This is a genomic window from Caldimonas tepidiphila, from assembly GCF_003569765.1.
GTDB lineage: Bacteria > Pseudomonadota > Gammaproteobacteria > Burkholderiales > Burkholderiaceae_C > Caldimonas > Caldimonas tepidiphila.
Genome location: NZ_QXMG01000031.1, coordinates 1 through 20,186 on the forward strand (window position 1 = coordinate 1; position 20,186 = coordinate 20,186).

The 20,186-nt window shown below is 72.6% G+C and carries 19 protein-coding genes; 16 read left to right on the forward strand and 3 right to left on the reverse strand.

Annotated elements, in window-relative coordinates; genetic code table 11:
• The 8 genes from D3A59_RS16565 to D3A59_RS16600 form a co-directional block, all read left to right on the forward strand.
• On the forward strand, nt 1-482 hold a 482-nt coding region (locus tag D3A59_RS16565), incomplete at its 5' end, for an OmpW/AlkL family protein (RefSeq protein WP_157991565.1).
• 110 nt (nt 483-592) lie between these two features.
• A complete protein-coding gene (locus D3A59_RS16570; RefSeq protein ID WP_119156249.1) occupies nt 593-1,336 on the forward strand; it encodes an AzlC family ABC transporter permease in 744 nt (247 codons plus the stop codon).
• Nucleotides 1,333-1,665: an AzlD domain-containing protein gene (locus D3A59_RS16575; RefSeq protein ID WP_119156251.1), complete on the forward strand. Its 333-nt coding sequence runs from the start codon at nt 1,333-1,335 to the stop codon at nt 1,663-1,665. Before D3A59_RS16570 ends, D3A59_RS16575 begins: the two co-directional genes overlap by 4 nt.
• Before the next feature lie 126 nt (nt 1,666-1,791).
• Nucleotides 1,792-2,985, forward strand: coding sequence for a phosphoglycerate kinase (locus tag D3A59_RS16580; RefSeq protein ID WP_119156252.1), 1,194 nt, complete (start codon nt 1,792-1,794; stop codon nt 2,983-2,985).
• Nucleotides 2,986-3,350: 365 nt separating this feature from the next.
• A complete protein-coding gene (locus D3A59_RS16585) occupies nt 3,351-5,651 on the forward strand; it encodes an NADP-dependent malic enzyme (RefSeq protein WP_119156254.1) in 2,301 nt (766 codons plus the stop codon).
• 104 nt (nt 5,652-5,755) lie between these two features.
• On the forward strand, nt 5,756-7,186 hold the full coding sequence (pyk, locus tag D3A59_RS16590; RefSeq protein ID WP_119156256.1) for a pyruvate kinase: 1,431 nt from the start codon (nt 5,756-5,758) through the stop codon (nt 7,184-7,186).
• A gap of 145 nt (nt 7,187-7,331) precedes the next feature.
• Nucleotides 7,332-8,396 carry a class II fructose-bisphosphate aldolase gene (gene fba, locus D3A59_RS16595; RefSeq protein WP_119156257.1) on the forward strand — a complete coding sequence of 355 codons (1,065 nt, stop codon included), beginning with the start codon at nt 7,332-7,334 and terminating at the stop codon, nt 8,394-8,396.
• 180 nt (nt 8,397-8,576) lie between these two features.
• The gene (locus D3A59_RS16600; RefSeq protein WP_119156259.1) at nt 8,577-9,473 is read left to right on the forward strand and encodes a phosphoribosylaminoimidazolesuccinocarboxamide synthase; all 897 of its coding nucleotides are present in this window, start codon (nt 8,577-8,579) and stop codon (nt 9,471-9,473) included.
• Between the two features lie 70 nt (nt 9,474-9,543).
• On the opposite strand, the gene D3A59_RS16605 is transcribed toward D3A59_RS16600, so the two are convergent.
• Nucleotides 9,544-10,503, reverse strand: coding sequence for a tetratricopeptide repeat protein (locus D3A59_RS16605; protein ID WP_119156261.1), 960 nt, complete (start codon nt 10,501-10,503; stop codon nt 9,544-9,546).
• 150 nt (nt 10,504-10,653) lie between these two features.
• Between D3A59_RS16605 and purE the strand changes: the two genes are divergently transcribed.
• From purE to D3A59_RS16625, 4 genes are read left to right on the forward strand one after another with little or no spacing between them, the layout of a single operon-like run.
• The gene (gene purE / locus D3A59_RS16610; RefSeq protein WP_119156263.1) at nt 10,654-11,130 is read left to right on the forward strand and encodes a 5-(carboxyamino)imidazole ribonucleotide mutase; all 477 of its coding nucleotides are present in this window, start codon (nt 10,654-10,656) and stop codon (nt 11,128-11,130) included.
• Nucleotides 11,127-12,317, forward strand: coding sequence for a 5-(carboxyamino)imidazole ribonucleotide synthase (locus D3A59_RS16615; RefSeq protein ID WP_119156265.1), 1,191 nt, complete (start codon nt 11,127-11,129; stop codon nt 12,315-12,317). Before purE ends, D3A59_RS16615 begins: the two co-directional genes overlap by 4 nt.
• The gene (locus D3A59_RS16620; protein WP_119156267.1) at nt 12,317-13,312 is read left to right on the forward strand and encodes an L-threonylcarbamoyladenylate synthase; all 996 of its coding nucleotides are present in this window, start codon (nt 12,317-12,319) and stop codon (nt 13,310-13,312) included. The genes D3A59_RS16615 and D3A59_RS16620 overlap by 1 nt, the downstream gene beginning before the upstream one ends.
• A 38-nt stretch (nt 13,313-13,350) precedes the next feature.
• Nucleotides 13,351-14,280, forward strand: coding sequence for an SGNH/GDSL hydrolase family protein (locus D3A59_RS16625; RefSeq protein ID WP_119156269.1), 930 nt, complete (start codon nt 13,351-13,353; stop codon nt 14,278-14,280).
• Nucleotides 14,281-14,299: 19 nt separating this feature from the next.
• Here the strand turns inward: D3A59_RS16625 and dacB are convergent, their stop codons facing one another.
• On the reverse strand, nt 14,300-15,766 hold the full coding sequence (gene dacB / locus D3A59_RS16630) for a D-alanyl-D-alanine carboxypeptidase/D-alanyl-D-alanine endopeptidase (protein ID WP_119156271.1): 1,467 nt from the start codon (nt 15,764-15,766) through the stop codon (nt 14,300-14,302).
• A 104-nt stretch (nt 15,767-15,870) separates the two neighbouring features.
• Here dacB and tsaB point away from each other — a divergent pair, with 104 nt between their 5' ends.
• From tsaB to D3A59_RS16650, 4 genes are all read left to right on the forward strand, one after another.
• The gene (gene tsaB / locus D3A59_RS16635) at nt 15,871-16,608 is read left to right on the forward strand and encodes a tRNA (adenosine(37)-N6)-threonylcarbamoyltransferase complex dimerization subunit type 1 TsaB (protein WP_119156273.1); all 738 of its coding nucleotides are present in this window, start codon (nt 15,871-15,873) and stop codon (nt 16,606-16,608) included.
• A gap of 76 nt (nt 16,609-16,684) precedes the next feature.
• Complete coding sequence (gene rimI, locus D3A59_RS16640) at nt 16,685-17,158, forward strand: ribosomal protein S18-alanine N-acetyltransferase (RefSeq protein WP_119156362.1); 474 nt, start codon at nt 16,685-16,687, stop codon at nt 17,156-17,158.
• Nucleotides 17,158-18,057: a uracil-DNA glycosylase gene (locus D3A59_RS16645; protein ID WP_119156275.1), complete on the forward strand. Its 900-nt coding sequence runs from the start codon at nt 17,158-17,160 to the stop codon at nt 18,055-18,057. Before rimI ends, D3A59_RS16645 begins: the two co-directional genes overlap by 1 nt.
• Before the next feature lie 16 nt (nt 18,058-18,073).
• Nucleotides 18,074-19,054 carry a DUF1853 family protein gene (locus tag D3A59_RS16650; protein WP_119156277.1) on the forward strand — a complete coding sequence of 327 codons (981 nt, stop codon included), beginning with the start codon at nt 18,074-18,076 and terminating at the stop codon, nt 19,052-19,054.
• A gap of 19 nt (nt 19,055-19,073) precedes the next feature.
• On the opposite strand, the gene D3A59_RS16655 is transcribed toward D3A59_RS16650, so the two are convergent.
• Nucleotides 19,074-20,186 (reverse strand): magnesium transporter CorA family protein, encoded by a 1,113-nt coding sequence (locus D3A59_RS16655; protein ID WP_119156279.1) that lies wholly within the window; start codon nt 20,184-20,186, stop codon nt 19,074-19,076.

A 20,186-nucleotide genomic window follows, 5' to 3' on the forward strand; every position in this document is an offset into this window, starting at 1 on the left:
TTCAGCCAGCTTGCCCTCAGAGTCGTCGCCTTGCAATTCGCCAACGGTATCTCACCTACTTCTTCTCGCCGAACCTCGCGGCCGAGCTGATCCTGACCTACCCGCAGAAGCACACGCTGAAGGCCGGCACCGCGACCCTCGGCACGCTCAAGCACCTGCCGCCCACCCTGTCGCTGCAGTACCACCTCAGCGGCTTCGGCAACCTCAAGCCCTATGTCGGTGCCGGCGTGAACTTCACCCGCTTCTCCGACGTCAAGGTGAACCACCCGACCGCCGGGGCCCTCGATGTCGAGCGCAACAGCGTCGGCCTGTCCGTGCAGGCGGGCCTGGACTTCGCGCTCGACAAGAACTGGTCGCTGAACGTGGACGTGAAGAAGGTGCGGATCGAGACGGATGTCAAGGTGAAGTCGTCCGGCCAGACGCTCGGCACCTTCACGGTCGACCCGGTGCTCGTCGGCGTCGGCGTCGGCTACCGCTTCTGAGCTTCCCGCCCCGTCCCGGCTGCAACTGGCCGGGATCGCGAATGCCCGCAGGCCGGCCCCATGCCGGCCTTTTTTCTTGAGTGGGCTCAAAATAGCCGGCTTTGCCCGCCATGCCGCCCATATCGCTGCCGCTCCACCGTCATCCCGCGTTCCTGCAGGGCGCGCGGGACATGGTGCCGCTCACGCTCGGCCTGAGCGCCTGGGGGCTCGTCACCGGCATCGCGATGGTCAAGAGCGGGCTGTCGGCGGGCATGGCGGTGGCGATGTCGCTGCTCGTGTTCGCCGGCAGCGCCCAGCTCACCGCGCTGCCGCTGATCGCCTCCGGCGCCCCGGTCTGGGTGGTGTGGGCGGCCGCCTGCTGCGTGAACCTGCGCTTCGTGATCTTCAGCGCGATGTGGCGGCCCTACCTCGCGCAGCTGCCCGTCGGGCAGCGCGCGCTGATGGCCTACTTCTGCGCCGACCTGAACTACGTGCTGTTCATGAAGCGCTTTCCCGAGCCGCGCCCCGCGCCCGAGCAGCCGCCCTACTTCTGGGGCGGCGTGGCCATGAACTGGTCGGGCTGGCAGGCCGCGTCGCTCGCCGGCATCGCGCTCGCGAACGTGATCCCGGCCGAATGGGGACTGGGCTTCGCGGGCGTGCTCGCGCTCAGCGCCGTGCTCGCCTCGATGCTGAAGGACCACATCACCTGGATCGCCGCCGGCGTGGCCGGCACCGCCGCGGTGGCCGCCTTCGCGCTGCCGCTCAAGCTCAACATCGTCGTGGCGATCGCGGCCGCCGTCGCGGTGGCGCTGGTGATCGAGGCCGCGGAGGCGGCGCAGCGGCAGGCTCGCCGCGAGGCCGAGGAGCAGCCATGAGCGAGCTGGAGCAGATCCTCACCATCGTCGGCCTGGGGCTGATCACGCTGCTCACGCGCGGCTTCTTCCTGCTGCCGCGGCGCGAGCTGCCGATGCCCGGCTGGCTGCACCGCGGCCTGAAGTACGCGCCGCTGGCCGCGCTCGCCGCGGTGATCGCGCCGGAGCTGGTGATGAAGCAGGGCGAGCTGATCGACACGCTGCTCGATGCGCGGCTGCCGGCGATCGCGGTGGCGCTGGTCTGGTTCTACCTGCGCGGCCGCGGCGTGCTCGGCACGATCCTGGTGGGCATGGCGGTCTACCTGCCGCTGCACATCGGCCTCGGCTGGTAGGGGGCACGCCGCCGCGCAGGATTGCGGCGCGGCGGCGGCGGATGACAGAATGGCCGGGTTTTGCCCGCGCGGACGCCGTCGCGGCGGCGCGGGTGCCGTTTCCGCAACAAAAGAGCCATTTCCACCATGAATGTTCTCCGCCTCGAAGACCTGATCGCCCAGGGCAAGGTCGCCGGCCAGCGCGTGTTCATCCGCGCCGACCTCAACGTGCCGCAGGACGACGCCGGCAACATCACCGAGGACACCCGCATCCGCGCCTCGATCCCCTGCATCCGCATGGCGCTCGACGCCGCTGCGGCGGTGATGGTGACCTCGCACCTCGGCCGCCCGACCGAGGGCGAGTTCAAGCCCGAGGATTCGCTGGCCCCCGTCGCCAGGCGCATGGGCGAGCTGCTCGGGCGCGAGGTGCCGGTGGTGGCCAACTGGGTCGACGGCGTCGAGGTGCAGCCCGGCCAGCTCGTGATGCTGGAGAACTGCCGCCTCAACAAGGGCGAGAAGAAGAACAACGAGGAGCTGGCGAAGAAGCTGGCCGCGCTCTGCGACATCTTCGTGCACGACGCCTTCGGCACCGCGCACCGCGCCGAGGCCTCGACCTACGGCATCGCGCAGTTCGCGCCCATCGCCTGCGCCGGCCCGCTGCTCGCCGCCGAGATCGACGCGATCTCCAAGGCCCTGGCCAACCCGAAGCGCCCGCTGGTCGCGATCGTCGCCGGCTCCAAGGTCTCCACCAAGCTGACCATCCTGCAGGCGCTGTCCAAGAACGTCGACGGCCTGATCGTCGGCGGCGGCATCGCCAACACCTTCATGCTCGCCGCGGGCCTCTCGATCGGCAAGTCGCTGGCGGAAGCCGACCTGATCGGCGAGGCCAGGGCGGTGATCGAGGCGATGAAGTCGCGCGGCGCCGAGGTGCCGATCCCCGTCGACGTCGTGACCGCGAAGACCTTCGCCGCCGACGCGCCGGCGACCGTCAAGGCCGCCGATGAAGTGGCCGACGACGACCTGATCCTCGACATCGGCCCGCAGACCGCCGCGATCCTGGCGGAGAAGCTCAAGGCCGCCGGCACCATCGTCTGGAACGGCCCGGTCGGCGTGTTCGAGTTCGACGCCTTCGCCAAGGGCACCGAGACGGTCGCGCGCGCGATCGCCGAGTCGGAGGCCTTCAGCATCGCCGGCGGCGGCGACACGCTCGCCGCGATCGCCAAGTACGGCATCGAGGGTGACGTCGGCTACATCTCCACCGGCGGCGGCGCCTTCCTGGAGGTGCTGGAAGGCAAGACGCTGCCGGCCTTCGAGATCCTGAGCAAGCGCGCCGCCGGCTGATCCCGGCGCCGCCCCCGGCAAGCCCTGCCGTGCCCGGCGCGTGCAGGGCTTTTTTGTTCCGCCGGGGGCAACACGGGAGCGGCAGCGCGGGCATACGTGCCGTCCACTCCCTGACCGGAGGGATACTGGCGCCTTGCCGTTCACCCCCCGCACCCTGGCCATAGCCGGAACGCCCCGATTCCACGCGTTCCCCGCTGCCGGCCGGACGACGTACCGCGTGCCGCCGCCTCCCCTCTTTTCCGCTGTCCTTCGTGCCGCCTTCAGGGGCAGCCCTCGCTGTCATGCGGAAAACCACGGCAGCGCCCTTTCGCGCGGCGCAGTACCGTCACAACTCCATTCCTGTTAGCACCCCCACCGAGGTTGCCGTGTCCCAAACGCTTTCCCCCGCCGAACAGGCCCTGCGCGACGCCGCGCTCGAATACCACCGCACGCCGACGCGCGGCAAGATCGCCGTCACGCCGACCAAGCCCTTGTCGAACCAGCGCGACCTGTCGCTTGCCTATTCGCCCGGCGTCGCCTACGCCTGCCTCGCGATCGAGCAGGACCCGCATCTCGCGGCCGAGTACACCTCGCGCGGCAACCTGGTCGGCGTGATCACCAACGGCACCGCGGTGCTGGGCCTCGGCGACATCGGCCCGCTCGCGGGCAAGCCGGTGATGGAGGGCAAGGGCTGCCTCTTCAAGAAGTTCGCCGGCGTCGACGTGTTCGACATCGAGCTCGCCGAGCGCGACCCGGACAAGCTCATCGAGATCATCGCCGCGCTCGAGCCCACCCTCGGCGGCATCAACCTCGAGGACATCAAGGCGCCCGAGTGCTTCTACATCGAGCGCGTGCTCAGCGAGCGGCTCAACATCCCCGTCTTCCACGACGACCAGCACGGCACCGCGATCATCTCGAGCGCCGCGCTGCTCAACGGGCTGGAGCTCGTCGGCAAGCGCATCGAGGACGTCAGGCTCGCGGTCTCGGGCGCGGGCGCCGCGGCGATCGCCTGCCTCGACGTGATGGTGGGCCTGGGCGTGCGGCGCGAGAACATCTTCGTCTGCGACTCCAAGGGCGTGATCTTTGAAGGCCGCGACGCGAAGCTCGACCCGTCGAAGGCGCGTTACTGCCAGAAGACGGACGCGCGCACGCTCGCCGATGTGATGCGCGGCGCCGACGTCTTCCTCGGCTGCTCGGCGCCCGGCGTGGTCTCCGCCGAGATGGTGAAGTCGATGGCCGATCGCCCGATCATCCTCGCGCTCGCCAACCCCGAGCCCGAGATCCGGCCGGAGCTTGCCAAGGAGGCGCGGCCCGACTGCATCATGGCCACCGGGCGCTCGGACTACCCGAACCAGGTCAACAACGTCCTGTGCTTCCCCTACATCTTCCGCGGCGCGCTCGACTGCGGCGCGACCAAGATCACCGAGGCGATGAAGCTCGCCTGCGTGCGCGAGATCGCCGCGCTGGCCAAGGCCGAGACCAGCGACGAGGTCGCCGCCGCCTATGCCGGCAAGGAGCTGCGCTTCGGCCCCGACTACCTGATCCCCACCCCCTTCGACGCGCGGCTGATCCTGCGCATCGCGCCCGCGGTGGCGAAGGCGGCGGAGGAGTCCGGCGTCGCGACGCGCCCGATCCGCGACATGGACGCCTACCGCGAGTCGCTCGGCCGCTTCGTCTACCAGACCGGCATGTTCATGCGCCCGGTCTTCGCCGCCGCGAAGGCGCAGCCGGCGCGCGTGGTCTACGCCGAGGGCGAGGACGAGCGCGTGCTGCGCGCGGTGCAGGTGGTGCTCGACGAGGGGCTGGCCCGGCCGATCCTCGTCGGCCGCCCGGCGGTGATCCAGTCGCGCATCGACAAGGCCGGCCTGCGCCTGAAGGCCGGCGAGGACTTCGAGGTGGTGGACCCGGACAACGACGCGCGCTACCGCGACTACTGGGAGGACTACCGCCGCGTGATGGGCCGCGAGGGCGTGTCGCCCGAGGCCGCCAAGACCGCGCTGCGCCGGTCGCGCACGCTGATCTCGTCGATGATGGTGCGCCGCGGCGACGCCGACGCGATGCTGTGCGGCCTGGTGGGCAAGTACGACCAGCACTTCGAGCACGTGCGCACGCTGATCGGCGCCGCCCCCGGCGTGCGCACGATGGCGACGATGAACGCGCTGATGCTCGAGAAGCACACGCTCTTCATCACCGACACCTTCATCAACGAGGAGCCGAGCGCCGAGGAGCTGGCCGAGATCGCGCGCATGGCCGCCGAGGAGGTGCGCCGCTTTGGCCTGCCGCCGAAGGTGGCCTTCGTGTCGCACTCGATGTTCGGCTCCTCGAACCGGCCGTCGGCGCGCCGCATGCGCGCCGCGCGCGACCTGTTCGTGCAGCTCGCGCCCGACGTCGAGTGCGACGGCGAGATGCACGGCGATGCCGCGCTGTCCGAGGAGATCCGCCTGAAGATCCTGCCCGACAGTACGCTCCAGGGCGCGGCCAACCTGCTGGTGCTGCCCAACATCGACGCCGCGAACATCCTGTTCAACGTGCTGAAGATGACGGGCGGCCAGGGCGTGACGGTGGGCCCGATCCTGCTCGGCGCAGCCAGGCCGGTGCACATCCTGACGCCGTCGGCGACGATGCGCCGCGTCGTCAACATGACCGCGCTCGCCGTGGCCGACACGGCCGCCGCGCGCGGCGCCTGAGCGCGCGAAGCCCCTTCGGGTACAGCGCGATTACATCCCGGCGGGGCCGCAGTGGCGGCCCCGCTGGATCGATAATCCTCCGCTTACCCTCAGGAGACCGTTCGATGCCCCGTGCCACCAAGATCGTCGCCACCATCGGCCCGTCCTCGTCCACGCCCGAGATCCTCGAGCGCATGATCCGCGCCGGCGTCGACGTGGTGCGGCTGAACTTCTCGCACGGCAAGGCCCAGGACCACATCGAGCGCGCCGCGATGGTGCGCGAGGCGGGCCGGCGCGTCGGCAAGGAGGTCGCGATCATGGCCGACCTGCAGGGTCCGAAGATCCGGGTCGGCAAGTTCGCCGAAGGCCGCGTGATGCTCGAGAACGGCCAGCCCTTCGTGCTCGACGCGGCGCGCGCCGCGCCCGGCGACGAGGGCGGCGTGGGACTGGACTACAAGGAGCTGCCGCGCGACGTGAAGCCCGGCGACCGGCTGCTGCTCAACGACGGCCTGATCGTGCTGACGGTCGACCGCGTGCGCGGCGAGGAAGTCCACACCACGGTGGTGGTGGGCGGCGAGCTCTCCAACAACAAGGGCATCAACAAGCAGGGCGGCGGCCTCACCGCGCCCGCGCTGACCGCCAAGGACATGGAGGACATCAAGACCGCGATGAGCTTCCAGTGCGAGTACCTCGCGGTCAGCTTCCCCAAGAGCGCCACCGACATGGAGATGGCGCGCCAGCTCGCCAACGTCGCCGGCGAGCCCTGGCGCCACAAGCCCGGCATGATCGCCAAGATCGAGCGCAGCGAGGCCATCCCGCAGCTCGAGAACATCCTGAAAGCCTCCGACGGCATCATGGTCGCGCGCGGCGACCTCGCGGTGGAGGTGGGCAACGCCGCGGTGCCCGCGCTGCAGAAGAGGATGATCCGCATGGCGCGCGAGATGGACAAGCTCACCATCACCGCCACGCAGATGATGGAGAGCATGATCGTCAACCCGGTGCCGACCCGTGCCGAGGTCAGCGACGTGGCCAACGCCGTGCTCGACGGCACCGACGCGGTGATGCTCAGCGCCGAAACCGCCGCCGGCAAGTACCCGGTGGAGACGATCGAAGCGATGGCGGCGATCGCGCTGGAGGCCGAGACCGCCGAGGACGTCACCTTCGATCAGGACTTCGCCGGCAAGCGCTTCGGCCGCATCGACCAGTCGATCGCGATGGGCGCGCTCTTCACCGCGCACCACCTCGGCTGCCGCGCGATCCTGGCGCTGACTGAATCCGGCTCGACGGCGCTCTGGATGAGCCGCCGGCGCATCCACGTGCCGATCTATGCGCTCACCGCGCAACCGCTGTCGCAGCGCAAGATGGCGCTCTACCGCAACGTGACGCCGATCCTGATGCCGGCGCACGACGACCGCGACGCGGCGCTCGCCGACGCCGAGGCGCTGCTCGTCTCGCGCGGCGTGCTCAAGCCCGGCGACACCTACGCGATCACCTGCGGCGAGCCGATGGGCTATCCCGGCGGCACCAACATGCTCAAGGTCGGGCTGGTCGGCTGAAGGGCACCCTCGTCGTCCGCGGGGGGCGGGCACGGTCGGTTGTCGTGCGCGAGCCGGTAAAATTGCGCGGTTTCATGGCGGTTACAGCGACGGGGAGGTCGCCGCCGCGCCGCAGTCCCGATTTCTCATCAAACAGGGGTCACTCATGCCACTCGTCTCCATGCGCCAGCTGCTGGACCACGCCGCCGAAAACGGCTACGGGATTCCGGCGTTCAACGTCAACAACCTCGAGCAGGTCCAGGCCGTGATGGCCGCCGCCGACGAGACCGGCGCGCCGGTCATCCTGCAGGCCAGCGCCGGCGCCCGCAAGTACGCCGGCGAGAGCTTCATCAAGCACCTGATCCAGGCGGCGGTCGAGGCCTACCCGCACATCCCGCTGGTGATGCACCAGGACCACGGCACCAGCCCCAAGGTCTGCGCCGGCGCGATCGACCTGGGCTTCGGCTCGGTGATGATGGACGGCTCGCTGCAGGAGGACGGCAAGACCCCGGCGTCCTTCGACTACAACGTGGACGTGACCCGCCGCGTCGTCGAGATGGCGCACAAGGTCGGCGTCACCGTCGAGGGCGAGCTCGGCTGCCTGGGCTCGCTCGAGACCGGCGAGGCGGGCGAGGAGGACGGCATCGGCGCGGTCGGCAAGCTCGACCATAGCCAGATGCTGACCGACCCCGAGGAGGCCGCGCAGTTCGTCAAGGCGACGCAGCTCGACGCGCTGGCGATCGCGATCGGCACCAGCCATGGCGCCTACAAGTTCACCCGTCCGCCCACGGGCGACGTGCTGGCGATCTCGCGCGTGAAGGAAATCCACGCCCGCATCCCCAACACGCACCTGGTGATGCATGGCTCCTCGTCGGTGCCGCAGGAGCTGCTGGCGATCATCAACCAGTACGGCGGCAAGATGAAGGAGACCTACGGCGTGCCGGTCGCGGAGATCCAGGAAGCGATCAAGCACGGCGTGCGCAAGATCAACATCGACACCGACATCCGTCTCGCGATGACCGGCGCGGTGCGCAAGTTCCTGGCCGAGAACCCCGACAAGTTCGACGCCCGCGAGTGGCTCAAGCCCGCGCGCGAGGCCGCCAAGGCGGTGTGCAAGCAGCGCTACATGGAGTTCGGCTGCGAGGGCCAGGCCGCCAAGATCAAGCCGATCCCGCTGTCGGTGATGGCCGAGATGTACGCCAAGGGCCAGCTCGCCCAGGTCGTGCAGTAAGCGACGTTCTGCCGCGACCGCGGCAAGTGAAGCAAGCCCGCTCCCGCAGCGGGCTTTTTTCTGCCGCTCCGGCCACCGCGAGGCCCCCGTGGAGTCCCGCCCGCCGGGACGGACGGGCCGGGGACGGCACAATTGCGCTCCCCGTACCGGCCCCGCCCGATTTCCCGAAAGGTCCGACCGATGTCCGACGCCCTGCTGAATTCCTCGATTTCCTCCCTGCCGCTGCTGGCGCGCGGCAAGGTCCGCGACAACTATGCCGTGGGCAGCGACCGCATCCTGATGATCGCCAGCGACCGGCTCTCGGCCTTCGACGTGGTGATGGGCGAGCCGATCCCGGGCAAGGGCGCGCTGCTGACGCAGATGGCGCTGTTCTGGTTCGACAAGCTCGGCGCGATCGTGCCGAACCACCTGACCGGCGAGGCGCCCGAGAGCGTCGTCGCGCCCGACGAGGTCGCGCAGGTGCGCGGCCGCTCGATGCTGGTGAAGCGATTGAAGCCGCTGCCCGTCGAGGCGGTGGTGCGCGGCTACCTCGCCGGCAGCGGCTGGAAGGAATACCAGGGCAACGGCGAGGTCTGCGGCGTCAAGCTGCCCGCGGGCCTGCAGAACGCGAGCAAGCTGCCCGAGCCGATCTTCACGCCGGCGACCAAGGCCGAGATCGGCGAGCACGACGAGAACATCTCTTTCGAGCGCATGGTGCAGATCATCGGCGCGGAACTGGCGGAGAAGGTGCGCAGCGTCTCGATCGCGCTCTACAAGGCCGCCGCGGACTTCGCGCTGACCAAGGGCATCATCATCGCCGACACGAAGTTCGAGTTCGGCCTCGACGAGGCCGGCACGCTCGTGCTGATGGACGAGGTGCTCACGCCCGACTCCTCGCGCTTCTGGCCGGTGGAGGGCTACCGCGAGGGCATCAACCCGTCGAGCTACGACAAGCAGTTCGTGCGCGACTGGCTGGAGCAGGCGACCGTCGACGGCCAGCCCTGGAACAAGCAGGCGCCGGCGCCGGCGCTGCCGGCCGAGGTGGTCGAGAAGACCGCCGCGAAGTACCGCGAGGCGCTGGAGCGGCTGACGGCCTGAGGCTGGCACGCACCGGCCATGAAGAAGGGCGCCCGCGGGCGCCCTTTCTTCCTTCCTCGCCGGCCTCGGCTCAGAACAACGCCATGCTCAGCTTGCGGCGGTACTGGTCGAGCAGCGGGTCGGCGGGTGTGACGACCGCGCGGCCGGCGACCTCCAGCGTGCTCTTGGGCTCGCCCGCCTTCGCCGCCGGCGCCTTCGGCGCGGGCTTGCTCATCACCTCGAGGATCGCGACGTAGGTGCGCCGCGCGAGCTCGTCCTGCCACTTCTTGTCGCGCATGATGATCTCGAGCAGCTCGTCCATCGCCTCCGTGAAGCGCCCGGCGGCGAAGTGCTGCTGCGCGAGCTCGAAGCGCGCGTCGAAGTCGCGCCTGTTCGCGGCGATCGCCTGCGCCAGTTCCTGCGGCGCGCGAAGCCGCGGCGCCGCCTCGCAGGCGGCGAGGTAGTGGCCGAAGGCGGCGATGCGCGCGTCGGCCAGCGGCCCCTCGGCCTTCGACGCGATCGGCAGGAAGGCGGTGCGCGCCTCCTCGCTCAGGCCGCGCTGCAGCAGCAGCCGCACGTACTCGAGCCGCGCCTCGTCGTTGGAGGGGTCGATCGCCACCGCCTCCTGCAGCTTCGCGAGCGCCGTGTCCTCGTCGCCGGCGGCCGCGGCCTCCTCGGCCTCGAGCACCTCGCCCTCGGCGGCGAGCTCGTCGGGGCTCGGCACGTGCTTGTCGAGGAATTCCTGGATCTGCGCCTGCGGCAGCGCGCCGACGAAGCCGTCGACCGGCTGGCCGCCGACGAACATCACGCAGAAGGGGATGGAGCGCACGCCGAACATCTGCGAGAGCTGGCCGGCGATCTCGGGCTGCTCGTCGGAGTTGAGCTTGGCGAGCACGAAGCGGCCCTCGTAGGCGGCCTCGAGCTTCTCGAGCATCGGCCCGAGCGTGCGGCAGGGGCCGCACCACGGCGCCCAGATGTCGAGCAGCACCGGCTGCTGCAGCGAGGCCTGGAGCACCTCGGTTTGGAAATTCTGGAGGGTGATGTCGATCATGGATTCCTCGGGACCGTTGTCCGGAGAGTGGGCATCGGGGTGCGATCGGGGCGGCGGCGGGCCGCCGCCTAAAATCGCGCTTTGAGCCAAAACCCGGAGTTTTTCTTGAATCAGGCCAAGGCAGGCAGTGCGCCCCTCGTCGGTGTGGTGATGGGTTCCAGCAGCGACTGGGACGTGATGCAAGGCGCCGTGCAGATTCTCGCCGAGTTCGGCGTGCCCCATGAAGCGCAGGTGGTGTCGGCGCACCGCATGCCCGACGACATGTTCGCCTACGCCGAGGCCGCCGCGGGCCGGGGCCTGAAGGCGATCATCGCCGGTGCCGGCGGCGCCGCGCACCTGCCCGGCATGCTCGCGGCCAAGACCGTGGTGCCGGTGCTGGGCGTTCCGGTGCCGAGCCGCCACCTGCAGGGCGTCGATTCGCTGCACTCGATCGTGCAGATGCCCAAGGGCGTGCCGGTGGCGACCTTCGCGATCGGCGCGGCGGGCGCGGCCAATGCGGCGCTGTTCGCGGTGGCGATGCTCGCCGGCGAGGACCCCGCGCTGCGCGCGCAGCTGGAAGCCTTCCGCGCGCGGCAGACCGAGATGGCGCGCGCGATGACGCTGCCGCCGGCCGGGGGCGCGGCATGAGCGGCCGCGCGATCCTGCCGGGCCCGCTCGGCAACGGCCCCGGCCAGCAGGCCACGCTCGGCGTGGTCGGCGGCGGCCAGCTCGGCCGCATGTTCGTGCAGGCGGCGCAGCAGATGGGCTACTTCACCGCGGTGCTCGACCCCGATCCGGCCAGCCCCGCCGGGCTCGTGGCCCACTATCACATCGAGGCCGACTACCTCGACGAGCAGGGCCTGGCGCAGCTCATGCAGCGCTGCCAGGCGATCACGACCGAGTTCGAGAACGTGCCGGCCGGCGCGCTGCTGACGCTCGGCGCGCACGTGCCGACCGCGCCCGCGGCCGGCGCGGTGGCGGTCTGCCAGGACCGCTCGGCCGAGAAGGCGCACTTCGCCGGCTGCGGCGTGCCCTGCGCGCCCTACGCGGTGATCGAGTCCGCCGAACAGCTCGACGCGGTGGACGAGGGCCTGCTGCCCGGCATCCTGAAGACGACCCGGCTCGGCTACGACGGCAAGGGCCAGCAGCGCGTGAAGACGCGCGAGGAGCTGCGCGCGGCCTGGACGCAGCTCGGCGCGGTGCCCTGCGTGCTCGAGAAGATGCTGCCGCTCGCCTACGAGGTCAGCGTCATCGTCGCGCGCAGCGCCTCCGGCGAGGTGGTGCACTTCCCGCTGCAGCAGAACCTGCACCGCGGCGGCATCCTCGCCGTCACGACGGTGCCGGCGCCCGACCTGACGCCCGAGGTGCAGGCGCAGGCGATCGGCTTCGCCGAGCGCGTCGCCGCGTCGCTGCGCTACGTCGGCGTGCTGTGCGTCGAGTTCTTCGTGCTGCAGGACGGCTCGCTGGTGGCCAACGAGATGGCGCCGCGGCCGCACAACTCCGGCCACTACACGGTGGACGCCTGCGACGTGTCGCAGTTCGAGCTGCAGGTGCGCGCGATGACCGGGCTGCCGCTGACGGCGCCCCGGCAGCACTCGCCCGCGATCATGCTGAATCTGCTCGGCGAGCTGTGGTTCGACGCCGAGGGCCGCGAGCGCGCGCCCGACTGGGCCGCGGTGCTGGCGATCCCGGGCACGCACCTGCACCTCTACGGCAAGGTCTCGGCGCGCGAGGGCCGCAAGATGGGCCACCTGAACATCACCGGCGACGACGGGCGCCAAGTGCGCGAGCGCGCGCTGCGCTGCGCCGGGCTGCTCGGCATCGAGCCCTTCTGATGGACGCCGCCGCGCCGCAACGGCTCGATGCCGCCGCGCCCGACGCGCTCGCCGTGGCGGCGCAGCGCCTGCGCGACGGCCGCCTCGTCGCCTTCCCGACCGAGACCGTCTACGGCCTCGGCGCCAATGCCGCCGACGACGCGGCGGTCGCCGGCATCTTCGCCGCCAAGGGCCGGCCGGCCGACCACCCGCTGATCGTGCATGTCGCCGACGCCGCTGCGGCGCTGGCCTTCGCGGCCGGGCTGCCGCCGCACGCGCAGCGGCTGATGGACGCCTTCTGGCCCGGGCCGCTGACGGTGATCGTGCCGCGCCGCGATGGCGTCGCGCAGGCGGCCGCGGGCGGGCAGGGCACGATCGGGCTGCGCAGCCCGGCGCACCCGGTGGCGCGCGCGCTGCTCGCCGCCTGCGCGCCGCTCGGCGTCGCGGGCCTGGCTGCGCCGAGCGCGAACCGTTTCGGCCGCATCAGCCCGACCACCGCGCAGCACGTGCTCGGCGAGTTCGACGCGGCGGTGACGGTGCTCGACGGCGGCGCCTGCGAGGTCGGGATCGAGTCGACCATCGTCGACTGCTCGCGCGCCGAGCCGGTGCTGCTGCGCCCGGGGGTGCTGACGCGCGCGCAGATCGAGGCGGTGCTGGGCGAGCCCCTGCGCGAGCGCGACGCCGCGGCGCCGCGCGCCTCCGGCACGCTCGAGGCGCACTACGCGCCGCGCGCCAAGCTGCGGCTGATGGAGACCGCCATGCTGCGCACCGCGCTCGACGTGCTCGGCGAGTCGCCGGCGAGGCTGGCGGTATATTCCCGCAGCGCGATCGCGGTGCCGCGCGGCGTGCTGCGGCGCCGCATGCCCGACGCGGCCGTCGACGCGGCGCGCGAGCTGTTCGCGGTGCTGCGCGAGATCGACGCCGCGGGGGTCGACCTGATCTGGGTCGAGGCCCCGCCGCAGGCGCCCGAATGGGAGGGCGTGCGCGACCGGCTGCTGCGCGCCGCCGCGTCCTGACGCCCCGCCCGCACCGAACCGAATCCACTGGAGCCCTGATGTCCTTTCAACTGTCCCCGCTGCTGCGCTCGCGACTCGTGCGGCTCGGCGGCCTGTTCGCGGCGGCTGCCGCGATCGCCGGCTGCGGCGGCTCGGTCGTCGACCGCTTCGAGCCGGCACGCATCGTGTCGCTCGGCGACGAGTACAGCCACCTCTCTCCGCAGGGGCGGAAGTACACCGTCAACAAGGCGGGCGACTGCAACGCGAACCGCATCTGGAACCAGCAGCTCGTCGAGTCCTACGGCTTCTCGTTCCCAGAATGCAACCCCGGCGGGCGCACCGGCAGCAGGCTCGCGGTGCTGAAGGCGGCCCCGGAGGCCCGGACGGCGGACATCGCCGCCCAGATCGACGCAGTGGCGAACCTCGGCTCGACCGACATGGTGCTGCTGCTGGTCGGCGCGAACGACATCTGGGACGCCTTCCGCAGCGGGGCGAGCGCCGAGGCGGACGTGGACGCGGCGGCGGCGCGCGTGCACGCGCAGGTGCGCCGGCTGGTCGACCTCAGGAGCAAGGTCCTCGTGCTGACCGTGCCCGACCAGGGCCGCACCCCGGCCGCGCGCGCGCTTGACGCGAGCAGCGCCGGCTCGTCCGCGCGCCTGACGGCGCTGACCGAGCGCTTCAACACCAGGATGCGCAACCTCCTCAACGAGCCCGGCAGCCCGACCGCCAGCGGCCGCAACGTCGGCCTGGTGCTGGCGCAGGGCGTGGTGCTGGAAGTCCAGAACAACCCCAACACCTACGGGATCGGCAACGTCGACCGGGGCGCCTGCCCGGCGAGCGCGCAGGGGCTGGCGTGCGAGGACACGGTGGCCGACGGCAGCTACGGCCGCTTCCTCTACGCCGACGACCGCTACCTGTCGACCTACGCCAACAGCCGCATCGCCTCCGAGGCCGAGACGCGCGCGCGCAACAACCCCTTCTCCAACTGACGCGCCCGCGCCCCGGGACTCAGTCCCGGTCGCGGTGCGTCCACAGCGCCAGCGCGTCGAGCGCGGCGCGTGCCGCGCCTGCCTGCGGGTGCTGGATCACCGCCGCCAGCACGTGGCGGCGGCCGCTTTCGCCGAGCACGTAGCCGGCGACGCCCGCCACGTCGCGCAGCGAGCCGGTCTTCAGCCGCGCGACACCGGCGGGCACGCGGCTGCGGCGCAGCGTGCCGTCGATGCCGCTGGCCGGCAGCGAGCTCATCAGCTCCGCCATCACCGGAGTCGCCCAGGCGTGCTGCAGCAGCCGCGCGAGGAAGGCCGCGCTCATGCGCGTCTCGCGCGACAGCCCGGAGCCGTTGTCGACGATCAGCCCGGTCTCGGCGCCGGGCCACTTGGCCGCGAGCCACTCGCGCAGCGCCTCGCGCGCCGCCGCGGGCGTTCCGGCGCCGCGCCGCACGCGCCCGAGCGTCAGGAACAGCTGCTGCGCCATCACGTTGTTGCTGAACTTGTTGATGTCGCGCACCACCTCGGCCAGCGGCGGCGACTCGCTCTCGGCCAGCAGCGGCAGTCCCGGCGGTGTCGTGCCGTCCCGGACCCGGCCGTGCAGCACGCCGCCGAGGCTGCGCCACAGCCCCTCGACGGCGCGCGCGTTGAAGCTGCGCGGGTCGGGGAAGGCCACCGTCCAGCTGCGCTCGCCGCAGGCGAGCGGGTAGGCGCCGAGAAAGCGCGGCTGCTGCGGGTCGCCGAAGTCGGCACGCAGCGCGCCGCGCCAGTCCCCGCAGGGCGCGCCGGGGTCGAGCGGCACCGCCGGCTCGGTGCGCAGCCCGGCCAGCGGCGGATCGCTCAGCACCCGCGCGAGCCCCGCGGCGGCGTCGGGCACGAAGCCGAACACCAGCGTCTTCTGGTTCAGCAGCAGCGCGTCGGGCTGCACGTTGTAGGGCTTGAGCGGCTCGCCGTCGAAACCCGCGGGGTCGGTCTCCGGCAGCTCGAAGGCGCTGCGGTCGAGCACGATGTCGCCGCGCACCTCGCGCACGCCGAGCTGCTGCACGCGCCGCAGCAGCAGCCACAGCCGCTCCAGCGCGAGCTTCGGGTCGCCCTCGCCGCGCAGGTGCAGGTCGCCCTCGAGCACGCCGTCGGCGATGCGCCCGTGCGCGAACACCGGCGTGCGCCAGGTGTAGGCCGGCCCGAGCAGCTCCAGCCCCGCATAGGTCGTCACCAGCTTCATCAGCGAGGCGGGGTTGACGGCGAGGCGTTCCTGGTGCGCGAGGCGCGGCGCGCCGCCCTCTGCCGGCATGACGCAGGCCGAGAAGGCCTCGGCCGGGATGCCGGCCTGCCTCAGCGCCGCGAGCACCTCCGAGGGCAGCGGCGCGACCGCGGCAGGGGTGGCGCAGGCCGTCAGCGGCAGGCCGAGCGAGGCGCCGAGCAGCGTGGCGCCCCAGCGCAGCGCGCGGCGGCGTGCGGGCTGCGGGCAGGGGAGGGCGGGACGGGGCATCCGGTCGATTATCCCGGCCCGCGGCGGGGCGGGCGGCGCCGCTACACTGCCCGCATGCACAGTTTTCCCCCGGTTCGGCCGGCCTCGCGCAGCGGGGTGCGGCCATGAACGAGACCCGGCCGGCGCGCGTGCTCGCGATCGAGACGGCCACCTCCCTGATGAGCATCGCGGTGGCCGTCGACGACGCGCCCGTGCACCTGTTCGAGGCCGCCGGCGGCGCGCAGGCCTCGGCGGCGCTGCTGCCGGCGATCGAGCGGCTGCTCGCCGAGTCCGGCATGACGCTCGCGCAGCTCGACGCGATCGCCTTCGGCCGCGGCCCCGGCGCCTTCACCGGCCTGCGCACCGCCTGCGCGGTCGCGCAGGGCCTGGCCTTCGGCGCGGAGAAGCCGGTGCTCGCGATCGACACGCTGATGGTGGTGGCCGAGGACGCGCGTGCCGCCGCCCCTGGGCTCGCCGAGGTCTGGGCCGCGACCGACGCGCGCATGGGCGAGGTCTACGCGGCGCGCTACCGCCACGACGGCGCGCGCTGGCGCACGCTCGACGCGCCGGCGCTGTACGCGCCGGCGGCGCTCGCCGAGCGCATCGCCGCGTCGCCCGCGGCGCTCGCGGGCGACGCGCTGCTCGTGCACGGCGACGCGCTCGCGGCGGCGGCCCCGCAGGCCTGGCCCGACGCGCGCCCGCATGCCGCGGCGCTGGTCGCGCTGGCGCGCGCCGCATGGCGCGACGGCGAGGCGCTCGACGCCGCCGAGGCGCTGCCGCTCTACATCCGCGACAAGGTCGCGCAGACCACCGCCGAGCGCGAGGCCGAACGCGCGCGGCGCGCGCAGGAACCGGTGGCATGAGCGCTTGCGCACCACCGCTGCGAAGGAAGCGCCGCGTCCCTCCCGGCGGGGCCGCGCGCAGGGCGAGGGGGGCCCGATGAGCGCCCGGCTGCAGCCCGCCTCGAGCCGCATCGAGCCGATGCGCGAGATCGACCTCGGCGCGGTGATGCGCATCGAGAACGCGGCCTACGGCTTCCCGTGGTCGCTCGGCAACTTCTGCGACTCGCTGCGCAGCGGCTACCACGGCCGGCTGCTTCTGCGCGACGGCGACGACGCGCTGCTCGGCTACTTCGTCGCGATGAGCGGCGTCGACGAGATGCACCTGCTCAACATCACCGTCGCGCCCGAGCACCAGCGCCAAGGCCACGCGCTGCGGCTGCTGCAGGCGCTGTGCGAGCTGTGCCGCGACTGCGGCGCCGCGCAGCTGTGGCTGGAGGTGCGCGTGAGCAACGAGCGCGCGCGGCAGCTCTACGAGCGCTTCGGCTTCGGGCGCGTCGGGATGCGCCGCGCCTACTATCCGGCCGCCGGCGGCCAGCGCGAGGATGCGCTCGTGATGAGCATGGAGCTGTGATGGACCGGGACGCACGCCGACTCGCGATGCTGCGCGAGATGGGCATCCGTTTGTGGCTGCCGCCGCAGGCGGCTGCAGCGGCGCCGGCGTCGGCCGCGGACGCCGGCACCGCGGTGCTCGAGGACGAGGCGGCGCCGCGCGCGCCCGTGCCGGCGCCGGCATCGATCCAGCCGCCGCATGCCGGGCCACCGCGTACCGAAGCGCGCGCACAGGCCGAGCCGCCGCCGCTGCGCCCGCCGCAGCCCGTGCCGGCGGAGCTGCGCAGGGCGCCCCCTGTCGCGCCGCCTGCGCCGGCCGTGCCCGTGACGCAGCTGGGCGGCCCGCTGGCCACGATGGACTGGGCCGAGCTGCGCGAGACGGTCGCCGGCTGCCGCGCCTGCGGGCTGTGCGAGAGCCGGCGCCAGACCGTGTTCGGCGTCGGCCACGAGCAGGCCGACTGGATGATCGTCGGCGAGGCGCCGGGCGAGCAGGAGGACCTGCGCGGCGAGCCCTTCGTCGGGCCCTCGGGCGAGCTGCTGGACAACATGCTGCGCGCCGCCGGCCTGTCGCGCCAGCCGGGGCCGCCGGACAAACAGGTCTTCATCGCCAACGTCATCAAGTGCCGCCCGCCGCACAACCGCAACCCGGAGCCGGCCGAGGTGGCGCAGTGCGAACCCTACCTGCTGCGCCAGGTCGAGCTGGTGCGGCCGAGGATCATCCTCGCGATGGGACGCTTCGCGGTGCAGTCGCTGCTGCGCACGAGCGAGCCGATCGGCAAGCTGCGCGGGCGCGTGCACCGCTACCACGGCGTGCCGGTGATCGTCACCTACCACCCGGCCTACCTGCTGCGCAACCTGCCGGACAAGGCCCGCGCCTGGGACGATCTCTGCCTGGCGATGGACACCGCCCGCGGGGCCTGAGCACAGGGCAGACGCGATGACGGCCTCGACGCGGCCTCCGCCCCAGCCGGGCGATGCGGCGCCGGGTCGCCTCGCGCAGGCGCTACGCGACCTGCGCTGGCTGCTGCTGTCGCCGCCGCTGCTCGCCGACGGCGCCTTCAGCGCGCCGGTGCAGCGCTTCGACGCCGCGGAGACGGCGGCGATCGAGGCCTGGCTCGCGCAGCTCGAGGAAAACCCCGCGGCGCTCGGCGCCTTCCTCGCCCGGCACGCCGCGGCGCCGCTGCGGCTCGGCCGCCAGGCCGAGCGGCTGCTCGAGTTCTTCCTGCGCGAGGGGCCGACGCACCGGCTCGTCGCCGCCAACCTGCCGCTGCGCCATGCCCCCGGCTCGCAGCCCGGCACCGACCACACGACGCGCGGCGAGATCGACTACCTGCTCGAGGACGCGGCCGGCCGCCCCTGGCACTGGGAGCTGGCGGTGAAGTTCTTCCTCTGCACCGCGGAGGGCGACGTGGCCGGGGCCGCCGACTTCGTGGGCCCCGACCGCGTCGAGAGGCTGCCGGGCAAGCTGCACAAGCTCTTCTCGCGCCAGCTCGCGCATGCCGCGCCGCCGCCCTTCGACGACCGGCCCTGGCGGCCGGCCGCCTGCACGCGCGGCTGGCTGTTCTACCGCCACGACCGGCCGCGGCCGCACTGCGCGCTGCTCGCGCACGACCACCTGTGCGGGCACTGGATCGAGCCGAGCGAGCTCGACGCGCTGCCGCCGGGCCGCTACCTGCACGTGCCGCGCACCGGCTGGATGGCGCCGCTGCGCGCCGACGGGGCGGCGCGGCCGTGGGAGGGCGGGGCGGTGCGCGGCGAGATCGCGCGGATGTGGGCCGGCGCGCCGCCGCCCGGCGTGCGGCGCTGGCCGACCGCGCAGCTCGTCGCGCGCATCGAACCCGAGGGCGAGGCGTGGCGCGAGACCGGGCGCTGGTTCGTCGTGCCCGAGGGCTGGGGGCAGGCGCCCGCGCCGGGCTGAGCGCGCGCGGGCGGGCGGCTCAGTGGTGCGTGCCGATGTAGCGCTTGCGCCAGAAGAACCAGCCCAGGCCCGCGCCGACCGCCACCATCACCGCGAAGGCGATCCAGAAGCCGCGCGCGCTGTGGATCAGCGGCAGCGCCTCGAAGTTCATGCCGAAGATGCCGGTGATCAGGTTCAGCGGCAGGAAGATCGCGGTCAGCACGGTGAGCGTGCGCATGATCGCGTTGGTGCGATGGCTCTGCGCCGAGAAGTGCATCTGCACCGCGGTCTCGGCCGAGTTCTCGAGCCGGCGCACATGGCCGAGCACGCGCTCGATGTGCTCGAGCACGTCGCGCGCGCGCACGCGCATCAGGTCGCGCTCGCGCGCCTTGGCCGGATCGCTCTCGTGCGGCAGCTCGTCGAGCGCGTCGATCCACTCCTGGATCGCGCTGCGCTGGTCCTCGCAGATGTCCTCGAGCTGGTGCAGCGTGTTGCGCGCGGCCAGCAGCGCCTGCCAGTCGTCGAAGCGGCTGCGGGGCCCCAGCAGCGCCTGCTGCATCGGGCCGAACTGGCGCGTCAGCACGCGGCGCAGCTCCAGGTAGCCGTCGACGATGTGGTTGGTCATGCGCAGCATCTGCTCGGCGGGGCTGCCCGGCAGCCGCAGGCTGGCCGGCCGCGCCTCCGAGCCCTCCGGGGGCAGCGCCTTCAGGAAGCGCGCGATGAAGAACTCGCGCACCGGGCAGCCGACCGGATGCACCGTCAGCAGCACGCGGTCGAACACCGCGAAGCCGATCGGGCTGGTGTCGATCGACTCCAGCATCCGGCCCGAGGCGCCGCTGGCGGCCGGCAGCGCCTCGGTCGCGGCGCCGTTGCCGTTGCCGTTGCCGTTGCCCGCCGCGAGCCGGCGGAACACCAGCAGCGCGTACCAGGAGGTGTCGTCGTAGTGCGAGGGCAGCTGCGGGTTGAGCAGGTCCGAGACATGCAGCTCCGCCAGCGGTCCCGGGGTCCAGCGCTGCAGCGCGTCCTGCAGCGCCGGCACCCCCGCCTCGAAGTCCGGGCGCTCGCTCGCGATCCACAGGTAGCCCTGCTCGGGCAGCCGCTCGGGCAGCGCGCCGAGCTCGGCGCAGTGCCCCTGGACGTGGAAGACCCGCAT

Bases quoted from the DNA above. Each gene is read 5' to 3' on its own strand.
- D3A59_RS16570 (WP_119156249.1), top strand. From the start codon at position 593: ATGCCGCCCATATCGCTGCCGCTCCACCGTCATCCCGCGTTCCTGCAG.
- D3A59_RS16575 (WP_119156251.1), top strand. From the start codon at position 1,333: ATGAGCGAGCTGGAGCAGATCCTCACCATCGTCGGCCTGGGGCTGATC.
- D3A59_RS16580 (WP_119156252.1), top strand. From the start codon at position 1,792: ATGAATGTTCTCCGCCTCGAAGACCTGATCGCCCAGGGCAAGGTCGCC.
- pyk (WP_119156256.1), top strand. From the start codon at position 5,756: ATGCCCCGTGCCACCAAGATCGTCGCCACCATCGGCCCGTCCTCGTCC.
- fba (WP_119156257.1), top strand. From the start codon at position 7,332: ATGCCACTCGTCTCCATGCGCCAGCTGCTGGACCACGCCGCCGAAAAC.
- D3A59_RS16600 (WP_119156259.1), top strand. From the start codon at position 8,577: ATGTCCGACGCCCTGCTGAATTCCTCGATTTCCTCCCTGCCGCTGCTG.
- D3A59_RS16605 (WP_119156261.1), bottom strand. From the start codon at position 10,503: ATGATCGACATCACCCTCCAGAATTTCCAAACCGAGGTGCTCCAGGCC.
- purE (WP_119156263.1), top strand. From the start codon at position 10,654: ATGGGTTCCAGCAGCGACTGGGACGTGATGCAAGGCGCCGTGCAGATT.
- D3A59_RS16615 (WP_119156265.1), top strand. From the start codon at position 11,127: ATGAGCGGCCGCGCGATCCTGCCGGGCCCGCTCGGCAACGGCCCCGGC.
- D3A59_RS16620 (WP_119156267.1), top strand. From the start codon at position 12,317: ATGGACGCCGCCGCGCCGCAACGGCTCGATGCCGCCGCGCCCGACGCG.
- D3A59_RS16625 (WP_119156269.1), top strand. From the start codon at position 13,351: ATGTCCTTTCAACTGTCCCCGCTGCTGCGCTCGCGACTCGTGCGGCTC.
- dacB (WP_119156271.1), bottom strand. From the start codon at position 15,766: ATGCCCCGTCCCGCCCTCCCCTGCCCGCAGCCCGCACGCCGCCGCGCG.
- tsaB (WP_119156273.1), top strand. From the start codon at position 15,871: ATGAACGAGACCCGGCCGGCGCGCGTGCTCGCGATCGAGACGGCCACC.
- rimI (WP_119156362.1), top strand. From the start codon at position 16,685: ATGAGCGCCCGGCTGCAGCCCGCCTCGAGCCGCATCGAGCCGATGCGC.
- D3A59_RS16645 (WP_119156275.1), top strand. From the start codon at position 17,158: ATGGACCGGGACGCACGCCGACTCGCGATGCTGCGCGAGATGGGCATC.
- D3A59_RS16650 (WP_119156277.1), top strand. From the start codon at position 18,074: ATGACGGCCTCGACGCGGCCTCCGCCCCAGCCGGGCGATGCGGCGCCG.
- D3A59_RS16655 (WP_119156279.1), bottom strand. From the start codon at position 20,186: ATGCGGGTCTTCCACGTCCAGGGGCACTGCGCCGAGCTCGGCGCGCTG.